The organism is Chryseobacterium sp. WG23, assembly GCF_024586575.1.
Taxonomy (GTDB): Bacteria; Bacteroidota; Bacteroidia; order Flavobacteriales; family Weeksellaceae; genus Chryseobacterium.
Map to the genome: position 1 here is coordinate 1 of NZ_JALCZE010000020.1, position 14830 is coordinate 14830.

The following is a 14830-nucleotide window of genomic DNA, read 5'->3' on the forward strand; positions in this document are numbered from 1 at the left end:
CAATATTTCCTGTGATTCCAGAATGGTTTGGAAAACAGAATCGTTTATAGAAATTGTTGTCACTGAACTTGTCACTTTTTCTATAGTACTTTCTTCGGCAATAACAATTTTGCTGCTTGTATCTTTAAGAATATGTTCTATTCTGTCTGAAGGATAAGAGGGATCCATAGGAACATAGGCTGCCCCGGATTTTAATACTCCTAAAATAGCAATCAGCATATGTTCTGAACGCTCCAGGCATAATGGAACCAGATCATCCGGTTGAAGTGCATGTGTTTTTATCAGATAATTTGCCAACCGGTTGGAACGTTCATTAAGCTCTTTATAGCTTAATTTAACTTCTCCATAAACCAAGGCAACCGCATCCGGCGTCCTTGATGCCTGAGATTCAAATAACTCATGAAGGGTTTTATCTGAAACTACAGACCCTATCCCGTTCCAGGATTGGATGAGCTTTATTTGATTATCAGAAACATAAGCAAGTTGATCTGATGTGATTTTCTTATTTTTAAGAATCTGATCTAAAAGAGTTTCCATTCCTTCAATCAACTGCTGTATCGTTTGTTCTTCGAAAAGAACGCCTTCATAATTGATCTTAACGGTTACACTATCTCCCTGTTCCGAAGCCATAATTCCCAACGGATAATCAAGCTTCTCTACAGAGTCCATGAATACAAATCCTAACTCATTACCCTCACCTCCTTTAGGTACAGGATAGTTCTCATACACAAATAAACTGCTGAAGATCCTGCGTCCATCATGGTGCAATGCTGCAAGGTTGATGTCACTGTGCGTATTGAGCTCACTGATCCTGTTCTGAATCTCTGTGATCTGATCCACAACCCGGCCATCTGCATGGCTCACAATCAATGGCAACGTGTTGATATATAATCCGGCTGAAGATTCTATTCCATCAACCGGTAAGCTTCTTCCTGAGACCGTTGTCCCCACAACACTTGTTCCTAAGCCACTGTAAATACTCAGCTGCTTATGCCATAGGTATTGTAAAACAGCATTCACCGTAAAGCCTTGCTCTTTAGTGAAGGCCTTCAACGTATGGTACTGATCTCCACCAATCTGCATTTTTATATGCTGATGATCCTGGATATGACGGTAAGTTCCTAAGTCAATATGGCGCTGGTCTTCTTTTACCAGGCTGCTCAGATCTTCCTGGTCTTCCAGTAAGCCCATATAGGTCTTCCAAAACTCTGCACTGTCCTCTTTGTGGGACTGAAGGTACTGCTGGGTTAAGGCATACGCAGAATCGGAAGCCAGTGAGATCTCCTTCCCTTTAAGCTGACCCAGGTAATGATCATGAATGCTATTGAGAATGACAGGCATACTCCAGCCATCCAGAATTGCATGGTGGTTGCTGAATAAACAGCTGTAGTGGCTATCTCCTCTTTTGAACAGATACACCCTGAAAAGACTGCCCTTGGTAAGGTCATACACCTCAAAGCGGTCCTTCTGGGTAATTTCTCCGATCAGGGACTCCTGAGATTCCTTACTCATTCCACTGATATCATGGTAGCGCCAGTCTACTTCGCCTTCTTTATCGATAACCTGTACGATCTCGCCATTCCAGTCAAAACGTAGTCTCAACGACGGATATGCAGCCTGGGTACGTTTCCAGGAGTCTTTTAACTTCTCTTCATTAATTTTACTATGGTAATCCCAGATCAACTGTACCCTGTAGGCATCATCTTTATCTCCCTGGTTCAACGCGTGATATACAAAGCCTTCCTGTAAGCTGTTCGCTAAATAAACTCCTTCAATTTCCCCTTTCTCCTGAATACCAAATAGCTGTTCCTGCTCTACAATATAGTCTATATCAGATGGAGTCAGGTAGCTTCGATCCTCTTCGGAAAGCAAGGTAATGATAGATTCCAAATGGCTCTTAAAGCCTTCTGACAGTAAAGTAATCTCTTCTTCACTCAGGTAACCGGTAACGCCAAAGCGTAATTGCCCATCCACAACAGCTCCATTGATGCTGATATAATGGCTGTCGCGGTTATTACTTCCTACCCCTAATCCACTGTCCTCAGCTGCGATAAACCAGCTCTTTTCGCCGGAGACATCTTCCTGGTCCAGCTGTCCAAGATAGTTGAAGCTGATCTTAGGTAGCTCACGTTCTGTATAGCCTATCAAACTACCATAACCAATTCCGTTATTTGGAATACGTCGCAGGGATTCCTTAGTCAATACCACTGTATCCGAAAGGTCTTTCCCTTTCTTCAGCAGTAATGGATACATTGTGGTAAACCAACCTACAGTTTCGGTGATATCCAAGTTCCCAAAGACTTCTTCACGTCCATGGCTCTCCAGCAATACGGAATGGCTTTCCTCTCCGGTTAATCCTGAAAGCGAAAGGGATAACGCTGAGAGAAGAAGATCATTGATTTGGGTATGGTATGCGTGATGGGTCTTTCTGATCAACGATTCGGTCATCTCTTTACTTAGCATCAAATGACCGTGGTGGTGCTCTTTGCCAATGAAACTGCTTAGCGCAGCATTGTTAGATTCTACGGTTTCAGCCGTGGCATTCCAGTACAACAGCTCCTGGGCCCGGGATTCCGGGTTTTCTGTTTTATAGCTTCGTACAGCTTCCACCCATTGGCGGTAGCTTGTCCCTTTTACATGACCCGTAATGTATTCTGTATCTCCTTTTTCAAGAGACTGATAAATATTCTTTAAGTCTTCGGTAATAATCCTCCAGCTTACGGCATCAATGATCAAATGGTGAAGGGCAAAGTAAATCCTTGCGCTGCCATCTGCATAACCGCTGATGTAACCGATCTGGTATAAAGGGCTCTTTTCAATATCAAACTGAGACTGCCAGGCCGTGAAAGTCTTAGACAATTCTTCTGCACTTAATCCTGGAGCATCAAGGTAATTGATACCCGCTACGGATTCCTCACTGCTATATGCCTGGGTATAAATACCATCTGCTTTTGGATAATAAAGCCTGAATGCATCATGTCTTTCCACTAAATGGTGGATGGAGGTTTCCAGTAACTCTTTATCAAGCTCTGGCACATTGATCAAAAAGGCCTGATTCCAGTGATTGAAATCTCCAAGATAACCCTGTTCTTTCTGGCTGAAGAACCAATCCTGAACAGGAAGTAAGGAAACTCCCCCTCCTAATATACCTTGCTCGGAAAGGATATGTTCTCCTTCTGTCTGTTTCTTTTCTTCTATGAGTAACGACAATGATGATACGCTGCGGGCCGTAAAGACTTCTTTTACACTTAGTCTTACTTCTAATTGTTGTCTGATTCTTCCTACCAGCTGAATACTGATGATACTGTCTCCTCCTAAGCGGAAGAAATCATCTTCGATACTAATCCCTGCAGCATCAAGACCCAAAACATCGCCATAGATCTGGCACAGTTTGACCTGAAGATCAGTTTGGGGAGCAATATAATCTTTGCTGCCCGTAAACTCAGGTTCGGGAAGTTGTTTTCTGTCCAGTTTTCCGTTAATCGTTAATGGCAACGCTGTTAAGTGTACAAAAGCACCCGGTACCATATATTCCGGTAAACGCTCTGACAAATGTTCTGAAAGTAAATTGGAACCAATCTCTGTATCTGATACATAATAGCCTGCAAGATATTTTAAGCCTGCTTTATTTTCTTTCGCCAATACTGCCGTCTGACGAATTCCCGGATAATGAAGCAAGGTATTTTCAATCTCTCCTAATTCAATTCTATAGCCCCGGATTTTTACCTGGAAGTCGTTCCTTCCAATATATTCTAATTCTCCATTAGCCAGCCAGCGTACTAAGTCTCCCGTTTTGTATAAGCGGCTGTTTTCGCCTCTTGCTTTTTGGGATAATGTCTGGAATGGGTTATCAAGGAAACGTTCTTCTGTTAAATCCGGGCGGTTTAAATAACCTCGTGCAATTCCGGCTCCTCCGATATAAAGCTCTCCTACAGCGCCCACTGGAACCGGTCGCATATGGTCATCCAACACATAAGTTGTCATATTCCCAATCGGACCTCCGATGTTGAGCGGATTACCATCTTCCTTATAATAATGCAGCGTTGCACAAACCGTTCCCTCCGTAGGTCCATACTCATTAACAAGAATGATATTCTCTATATTTTTATCCAAAGCAGGGAAACTTTCGCCTCCGGCAAAAATCAATTTCAGGTTGGTGCCATTGTTTACAACTTCTCTCAATAAAACTGGTGGAATAAACGATACCTCTATATTATTTTCTCTGATATATTCGTTAAGTTCTCCTACAGATGTTCTAAGGTCATTGCTGTAAACCCACAACGTATTTCCATTACACAATACCGTGAGAGCTTCATAGACAAAGGCGTCGAATACATAATTGGAGTAACATCCTACTTCCTGAAACTCTTCAAGTCGGTGAGCCTTAATCATTGATCTTATAAGGTTTATCACGCCGGAATGTTCAATCATTACTCCCTTAGGAAGTCCTGTTGTTCCACTTGTATAAATGACATAGGCAAGGTTACCTGAATTCACCTGGGTAACAGGATTATTTGAATCTGTGAGTTCAAGCTGTGCTTTAATGTTTACCTCATCTAAAGCGATACATTCTACCCCCAGGTCTTCCAACTTTTCTGTTGTGCTTTCCTGCCCTAAAACAAGTTTTGCATCGGTATCCTGAAGAATGTGTTTTATTCTGTCCACCGGATAGGACGGATCCATTGGAACATAGGCCGCTCCTGTTTTCATTACAGCAAGAATTGCAATCAGCATATACTCCGAACGATCTAAGCATAAAGGAATAATGTCGTCAGGCTGAAGATTGTACGTTTCAAGAAGGTAATTGGCCAGGCGGTTTGATCGGTCATTCAGCTCTCTGTAAGAAAGTCTGACATCCTGATATACTATGGCTATGTGATCCGGAGTTTTCAACACCTGATTTTCAAATAACTGATGAACTGTCAGGTCTTTTGCATATTCTTCCCGCGTATCATTCCAGCTTTCCACGGTCATTTTATATTCTTCTTCCTGTAGCAGAGAAAGTCCGCAAACTCTTGTATGATGAATATCAACCTGAATCAATTGATCTAAAAGAAGCTGGTAAGATCCGGCCATACGGACAATTGTATCTTTTTTAAACAGTGATTTTGCATAATTGAACATGATACGGAGGTCTCCTCCATGATCATCAACCATTGTCGTCAGGTCAAATTTTGCCGCCTGATAGTCTACTCCTCCATCAAAAGGATAGAATAAAACGTCTTCATCATTTACTTTAGCATCTCCTCCTCCAAAACTTTGGAGACCAAACATCACCTGGAAAATCGGGTGTCTGGAGGTATCCTGCTCTACTCCTAGTTCTTCCACTAACTTCTCAAATGGAAGATCCTGATGAGACTGCGCTTCTGTGATTGATTTTGAAACCTGAAGAATGAAGTCTTTAAGGGTTTGCTCAGGATCAATACTTTCTCTTAGTGCCAATGTATTGACAAAGAAACCAATGATGTCTTCAAGCCCAGCATGATGACGGTTCGCAATTGGGCTTCCTACTACAATATCATCCTGTCCTGAATAGGCAGAAAGCATCAGATAATAGCCTCCCAGCATCAAGCTGTACAGACTTACGCCCAATTCTTTTGAAAGGTTTCTTAATTTTTCTCCCCGTTCTGCATCCAGACTGAAGTATAGATTTTCCCCTTCGTAAGAAATTTGAGACGGCCGTCTGAAATCCGTAGGTAAATCTAAATTATGGAAATCATCGAGCTTATTTTTCCAATATCCAATTTGTTGATCAAGGCGCTCTCCTGCAAGATAATTACGCTGCCATAGTGCAAAGTCTTTGTACTGAACCTTTAATGGAGGAAGCTCTGCGATTTCTCTACCGGAAAGCTTATAGTACATTGTTGCAAGTTCTTTCAGAAAGACATCTGTAGACCATCCGTCAAAAGCAATATGATGAACGACAACAGACAGATAATGATTGTTTTCTAAACTGAAAACATTTACTGCCACAGGAAGTTCTTCCTCTACACGGAATACCTTGTTGGCACACCTGTTTATGTTCTCTTCTAATTCTTCTCTTGTTTTTACTTCTGTGATTTTAAATTCCGGAATAAGGTCTGTAACCACCTGGTAGCCTACCCCTTCTTCTGTAGTCCGGATCATCGAGCGTAGCACTTCATGGCGCATAATGACCATTTCCAGAGACTTCTGAAGAAGATCAAGCTGTATATTCTTATCCAGCATTGTCGTGATAGGAATATTATAAGCACTGCTTCCACCCTCATAAGACTCTATAAACCAAAGCCTTTCCTGAGCAAAAGACAATCTTTGCTTTTCAGGAGAATCTACTTTTACAGGAGTAATGATGATTTGCTCACCTGTATTATTTTCATCTGCTAAAACAGTTGCAAGAGAAGCAATCGTTTTATGATTGAAAACCTCAGTGACTCCTACCTGTAGTTTTAGTTCCTGCTTAATTTTTCCGATCAGTTTTATGGCCATGATACTGTTTCCTCCAAGCCTGAAGAAGTCATCATGGATGCTTATACTGGACGGATCAACCTTCAGTACCTCACCATAAATATCACATAGTTTCGCCTGTAATTCATTTTCCGGAATGATCTGTTTTTTGTTCCCTGTAAAATCAGGTTCCGGAAGCTGCTTTCTGTCTAGCTTTCCATTGATTGTTAATGGTAAAACATTCAAATGAACAAAAGCACCTGGCAACATATAATCTGGAAGAACCTGTGACAGGAAGTCAAAAAGCAGACCTGGATCTACTGATGAATCTGACACATAATAGGCTGCCAGATATTTCATCCCATCATTATTTTCTTTTGCCAATACTGCGGCCTGACGGACATCAGGATACTGAAGCAGTCTGTTTTCAATTTCTCCAAGTTCAATTCTGTAACCACGGATTTTTACCTGGAAGTCATTTCTTCCAATATATTCTAATTCTCCATTAGACAACCAACGTACTAAATCACCGGTTTTATATAATCGTCCGTTTTCACCTCTTTCCTTCTGCTCTGCAGTCTGGAACAGGTTCAGCATAAAGCGCTCTTCCGTAAGTTCCGGTCTGTTTAAATATCCTCTGGCAATACCTGCTCCTCCGATATAAAGCTCTCCTATTACCCCTACAGGAACCTGACGAAGATTCTTATCCAATACATAAGCCGTCATATTTCCGATGGCTTTTCCAATATTCAATGGATTACCATCCTCGTTATAGTGGTGTAATGTGGCACACACTGTTCCTTCGGTTGGACCGTAGGCATTGATAATGTCTACTCCATATTCTTTATAAAGCTCCATTACCTGAGGGTTCGTTACATCTCCAGCCACTACCAGTTTCTCTAAAGGAAGTATATATTCATCCGTCAAAAGGATTGGCGGAATAGTCGCTATACTAATATTGTGTTCTTCTATATATTCCTGTAATTCGGAAAGATCAATCCTTTTTTCTTTTTCCAGTAAATAGATGCTATGGCCATGAGTAATAACAGGATACAATTCCCATACATGGGCGTCGAATACATAGCTCGCATACCACAGGCAGTTTTTATGGATCCCTCCATCAGATCTCAATCCAAATTCTTTAGCTTCCTGTTCTATTAAGTTGGCTACATTTCTGTGCTCTACCATAACTCCTTTTGGAAGTCCTGTTGTTCCACTGGTGTAAATTACATAAGCCAGGTTATGGGATTTAACTGTAGTCACAGGATTTTCTGAAGATTCTCTCTTAATCACATCCCGGAAAGCAGTCTGATCTAAGGAAATAGCATCTGCTTCTGTATTCTGTAGCTTATCTATTGTTTCCTCTTCTCCAAGAACCAGTTTTGCTCCTGTATCATGAAGAATATGTTCTATCCTGTCTGCCGGATATGAAGGATCCATGGGTACATAAGCGGCTCCGGTCTTCAATACAGCTAATATTGATATAAGCATATGTTCCGATCTTTCCAAACATAATGGGATCAGATCATCTGGCTGAAGATCATAAGTCCTGATCAGATAATTAGCCAGTCGATTAGCTCTATTGTTTAGCTCAGTATAGGATAACTTAACATTCTGGTATACCAATGCAATGTGATCAGGCGTTTTTGAAACCTGGTTTTCAAACAGTTCATGAATCGTTTTATCTGAAGAAAAATCAGAAACTGTATGGTTCCAGGATTTTATCAGGTTCAACTGATTTTCAGAAACATATGAAAGCTGATCTGAAGTGATCTCCCAGTTTTCTAATACCTGTCCTAAAACAGACTTCATCCCTTCCATCAGCTGCTCCATGGTTTGCTGCTCAAAAAGAACTCCTTCGTAATTGATTTTCATCGTTACGCTCTCTCCCTGTTCATACGCCATTATTCCCAGCGGATAGTCCAGTTTTTCTACAGAACCTTTGAAAACAAATCCTAATTCATTACTGCCATCTCCTCCTGCCGGTACCGGATAGTTCTCATATACAAATAAGCTGCTGAACATGCGTCGTGCATCATGTTGAAGCTCTCCAAGGCTGACATCACTGTGCGTGTTAAGCTCACTGATTCTCTGCTGAATATCGGAAATGATATCCACTACTTTACTTTCTGTATGCTCTACAATAAGTGGAAGTGTATTGATAAACAACCCGACAGATGATTCTATATCATCAACAGGAAGGCTTCGTCCGGAGACTGTAGTCCCTACCACCGTTGTTTCTACTCCACTATACATACCCAGCTGGCTATGCCACAGATATTGCAGAACAGCATTCACCGTAAATCCATTTTTGGCAGTGAATTTTTTCAGTTGTTGGTACTGATCATCTGCCAGCGTCATTTTTACAAACTGATGATCCTCTATCTGACGGTAGGTTCCAAGATCAATATGTCTTTGGGATTCTTTCATCAGGCTGCTTAAGTCTTCCTGATCCTGAAGCAGGCTCATATAGGTTTTCCAGAAACTTCGGCTGCTGTCTTTATGCTGCTGAAGGTATTTCTGAGTGTTAACATAGGCATGATCCATTACAAAGCCCGGATCCCGTTTTTTGATAAGGTTCAGATAGATATCATGGATACTTTTGAGTACGATAGGCATACTCCATCCATCCAAAACAGCATGGTGATTACTGAATAGACAGGTATAATGTTTATCTGAACGTTTAAATAAGTATATTCTGAATAATCCTCCTTTTGACAGGTCATAGACTTCAAAACGGTCCTTCTGAGTGACATCGCGGATCAATTCTTCCTGTTGGATCTCCTCCATTCCACTTAGATCCTCAAATCTCCAGTCAAGTGGGCTTTCCTTGTCGATAATCTGAACAATCTCTCCACTCCAGTTGAATCTGAGCCTCAATGCCGGGAACTGTTGTTGAGTATAGAACCACGCTTTTTTAAGCGTTTCAACATTCATTTCAGACCTATAATCCCAAATCAGCTGTACCCGGTACGCATCATCCGTATCCCCTTGTTTTAGAGCATGATATACAAACCCTTCCTGTAAACTGTTAGCTAAGAATACTCCTTCCACTTCTCCATTTTCCTGGATGGCTTCAAGCTGTTCTTTGTTTACAATGTTTTCTATATCTGAAGAGGTAAGGAAGCTTCGTGTATTTTTAGAAAGCTCATCTATAATATCAATGATATAATCTTTGAACTTCTGAGTAATCCGTTTTACCTGATCCTGAGACAGATATGCAGAAACGCTGAAGCGAAGCTGACCGTCTACAACAGCACCATTAATTCCTATGATATAGCTTTCTTTATTTGATCTTCCGATAGAAAGTCCACTGTCTTCTGCTGCAATAAACCATGCTTTCTCAGCAGCCCCTTCTTCCTGGTCAAGCTGCCCAAGATAGTTGAAGCTGATTTTTGGAAGTTCATATTTTGTATATCCCACAAGGCTTCCGTAACCAATTCCATTATCCGGAATGCTTCTCAATGCCTCTTTAGTCAATACTACAGTATCATTGAGATTTTCCCCAGTTTCAAGTAATAACGGATACATTGAAGTGAACCATCCTAGTGTTTCTGTAATGTCTAAGCTAGGGAAAACATCTTCACGACCATGACCTTCCAGCAAAACCGCATGACGGGATTCTCCTGTAAGTTCTGTAAGGGCTGAAGCTAATGCCGATAATAACAGATCATTAATCCTTGTCTGATATACATGATGGCTGCCTCTGATAAGCTTTTCTGTATTTTCCTTATCTAAAAGAAGAATATCATGGTTGCTTTCCGGTATAGAAATAGCCTCCAATGTTTTATTAATTCTATGGACTATTTCTGTCGTTTTATTCCAGTAAGCAAGTTCTTTATCTCTGGATTCCGGAGTTTCTTTTTTATATCCTTTTACAGCATCCACCCATTGACGGTAGCTGCTTCCTTTTTGGGCTGCTTTAAAGTCTTCTCCTCTTTCAAGAGTCTGATATATGTTTTTTAAGTCATCTATAATAATTCTCCAGCTTACTGTATCGATGATCAGGTGATGGAATGCAAAGAAGATTCTGGTGCTTCCATCTTCATATCCTGTTATATACGCAATACGGTACAATGGTCCTTTTTCTATATCAAACTGGGCATGCCATTGGGTAAAGAGTTGAGAAAGCTCCTCCATTGTCATATCCGAAGTATCGAGATAGCTGATTTCCGGAGTGGCTTCTAATCCATATTGCTGGGAATACAATCCATTTTCTTTTGGATAATGAATTCTAAATGCATCATGCTTTTCAATGAGCAGGCGGACACTTTTCTCCAAAAGCTCCTTATTTAGCTGAGGTACATTGATCAGGAAGGCCTGATTCCAGTGGTTAAAATCTACCAAATATCCTAATTCTTTCTGACTGAAGAACCATTCCTGGATTGGAAGTAATGAAATTTCTCCTTCCAACACTCCCTGTTCTGCCAAAATACTGATCACTTCATTTTGGCTTTTCTCTTCGATAAGCAAGGACAAAGCTTCAACAGTTCTGGCTGCAAAGACTTCTTTAACACTTAATCTTATATCAAGCTGCTGTCTAATTCTTCCCACCAGCTGAATACTGATGATACTGTCTCCTCCTAAACGGAAGAAATCGTCTTCGATACTGATCCCTGATGCATCAAGACCTAACACATCACCATAAATCTGGCACAGCTTAACCTGAAGATCGGTTTTGGGAGCAATATAATCTTTACCTCCTGTGAATTCTGGTTCCGGAAGCTGCTTTCTATCCAGTTTTCCATTGATTGTTAATGGCAAAGAGGTTAAATGAACAAAAGCACCCGGTATCATATATTCCGGTAAACTTGTAGAAAGGTGTTCAGAAAGGAGATTGGAATCAATCACTGAATCTGAGACATAATAGCCTGCCAGGTATTTTAAGCCTGCTTTATTTTCTTTGGCCAAAACAGCTACCTGACGGATACCAGGGTAATGAAGCAGGGTATTTTCAATCTCGCCTAATTCAATTCTGTAGCCCCGGATTTTTACCTGGAAGTCATTTCTTCCGATGTATTCAAGCTCGCCATTGGCTAACCAGCGTACTAAGTCACCGGTTTTATATAGACGACTGTTTTCGCCGCTTGCTTTTTGTTCTAAAGTCTGGAACGGATTTAATATGAATCGTTCTTCGGTTAAATCCGGTCTGTTTAAATAGCCTCTGGAAATACCTGCTCCTCCGATATAAAGCTCTCCTACAGCTCCCACAGGAATCGGCCGCATATGGTTGTCCAATACATAACTTGTCATATTTCCGATAGGGCCTCCAATATTTAATGGATTTCCATCTTCATTATAGTGATGCAGTGTGGCACAAACGGTTCCTTCTGTGGGACCATAAGCATTAATGATATCTACTCCTTCAGCCTGATAAAGAGCCATCAGTTGTGGATTTGTTACATCTCCCGCTACGACAAGCTTTTCTAAAGGCAGAATATAATCTTTGGTTAAAAGAACAGGCGGTATGGTGGCAATACGGATATGATTGGTTTCTATATACTGTTGTAAAGCAGCAATATCGGTCTGTTTTTCTTTGTCTAAAATATAGATACTGTGACCATGAGTAATGACAGGATACAACTCCCATACATGGGCATCAAACACATAATTAGCATACCAAAGACAGTTTTTAAGCCCGTCAGAAATCAACCCAAATTCTTTGGCTTCCTGCTGTATTAAGTTGGCTACATTTCTGTGTTCTACCATTACTCCTTTTGGAAGTCCTGTTGTTCCGCTGGTGTAGATGACATAGGCCAGGTTTTCAGGTGTAACTGAAGTGACCGGATTATTTGAATCTGTGAGTTCAAGCTGTGCTTTAAAGGAAATGTCATCTAAGGAAATGGATTCTACATCCAGATTTTGTACTTTCTCTGCTGTACTTTCCTGACCAAGAATTAATCTTGCTCCTGTATCCTGAAGAATGTGTTCTATTCTCTCCACCGGATAGGATGGATCCATTGGCACATAGGCCGCTCCCGATTTCAGTACTGCGAGAATTGCAATCAGCATATTCTCAGAGCGTTCTAAGCATAGAGGAATAATATCATCAGGCTGAATATTGTAAGTTTCAATAAGGTAATTCGCCAGACGATTTGCTCTTTCATTCAATCCTCTATAGGATAACTGAACATCTTGGTACACCAAAGCGATATGATCAGGAGTCTTTGAAACCTGATTTTCAAATAGCTTATGAATGGTTTCTTCCACATACACAGATGCTGTCGTATTCCAATCTTCCGTTACTTTTTTCTTACTGTCTGCGGGTATTAGAGGAAGATCACAAAGCTTAACATTTTCAAGTGTATGCTCATGAACACCAAAAGCCTGTTCAAGAATATACTGATAGGAACCGATCATATTATTGACCGTTTCTCTAGCGAAAATAGCCTTGCCATAATTAAACATTCCACGGATGGTTTCTTCACCATCATCAATCATAGTCGTCAGATCAAACTTCGCTACCTGATAGTCTACTTCTCCATCGAAAGGAGCAAACAATGCTTCCCCATCATGGGTATCTCTACCAAAGCTCTGAAGACCAAACATCACCTGGAATACCGGATGTCTGGATGTATCCTGCTCCACTCCTAATTCTTCCACTAACTTTTCAAATGGAAGATCCTGATGGGACTGGGCTTCTGTAACCGATTTTGATACCTGAAGAATAAAGTCTCTGAGACTTTGTTCCGGGTCAATATTTTCTCTTAATGCAAGGGTATTGACAAAGAAACCGATGATATCTTCGAGTCCTGCATGATGACGGTTCGCAATAGGGCTTCCTACCACAATATCGTCCTGTCCTGAGTAGGCAGAAAGCATCAGGTAATATCCACCCAGCATGACGCTGTATAGACTCACGCCCAGTTTTCTGGATGTGTTTCTAAGGCTTTGAGCTACTTTTGGATCAACAATAAAATTAATAGTTTCTCCTTCGTAGGATACCTGAGCCGGTCTTTTGAAATCTGCAGGTAAATTAAGGTTCTGGAAATCATCAAGCTTGTTTTTCCAATACCCAACCTGGCTATCCAATCGATCCCCTGTCAGATAATTTCTCTGCCATAAAGCAAAGTCTTTATACTGAATCTTTAATTCCGGAAGCTGAGGTGATTTTCCATTGATAAGAGCTTCGTAAACGGTTTGTATTTCCTGTAAGAATATATCGGTAGACCAACCATCAAAAGCAATGTGATGGATTACCACTGACAGATAATGTTCATCTCCTAAGCTGAAGGTGTTCACTTCTATAGGAAGCTCTTCATCCAGACGGAAAACTTTATTTGAAATTCTGTTGACCACCTCATCAAGTTCTGCTCTTGTTTCTACATGATGCCTATGCATTTCCGGAACACGGTCTGTCACCAGCTGATAGCCTTTTCCTTCCTCTGTAGAAAGGATAATACTTCTCAAAACTTCATGACGCATTACAATGGTTTCCAACGCTTTGCAAAGCGCTAAAATGTTTGTTTTCTCATTAAGGCGAACAGTCATCGGAACGTTATAAGCACTACTTCCTCCTTCATAGGTTTCTATAAACCAAAGTCTTTCCTGGGCAAAGGACAACCTCTGCTCTTTCGGAGAATTGACTTTTACAGGAGTAATACTTACCTGCTCATCATTATTCTGATTAGCCAATGCGTTTGAAAGTGAGGCTACTGTTTTATGACCAAATATTACAGCAACTCCCACCTGAGTATTCAACGTACGTTTGATACCGCTAATCAATTTTATCGCCATGATACTGTTTCCTCCAAGGCTGAAGAAATCATCATTGATTCCGATTGTTCCTGCATCCAGTCCCAGAACTTCTCCATAGATCTGACACAGTCTTTCCTGCAACTCATTCTCTGGTGCTGTGTATTCTCTGCCTCCCGTAAACTCAGGCTCAGGTAGTTGTCTCTTGTCCAGTTTTCCATTAATCGTTAATGGTAAAGAGGTTAAATGGACAAACGCAGCGGGAACCATATATTCCGGTAAGGCTTCCGATAAGAAAGCAGTAAGATGACCGGTATCGATGGAAGAATCTGATACATAATACCCTACAAGGTATTTCATCCCCGCTTTGTTTTCTTTAGCCAACACTACGGATTGTCTTACTTCAGGATATTCCTGGAGCCTGTTTTCGATCTCTCCCAATTCTATCCTGTACCCACGGATCTTGACCTGGAAGTCATTTCTGCCAATGTATTCTAATTCACCATCGGAAAGATAACGGACAAGGTCTCCCGTTTTATACAGGATCCCGTTCTTGCCGGCTTCTTTTTCTTCCAAAGTCTGGAATGGATTCGGGATGAAACGTTCTGCGGTTAATTCCGGCCTGTTTAAATAGCCTCGTGCAATTCCGAATCCTCCCACATACAGTTCTCCTACAGCTCCGATAGGAACTGCCCGAAGATGGGCATCTAAA

The 14830-nt window shown here is 41.1% G+C and carries 1 protein-coding gene (cut by a window edge); it reads right to left on the reverse strand.

The annotated features are described in order from the left end of the window. Positions 1–14830 carry part of the coding region annotated (locus MP477_RS22490; RefSeq protein ID WP_257192255.1) for a non-ribosomal peptide synthase/polyketide synthase on the reverse strand (this coding region is incomplete at both ends). 21318 nt of the annotated region lie beyond the right edge of the window, so 14830 of the 36148 annotated nt are shown.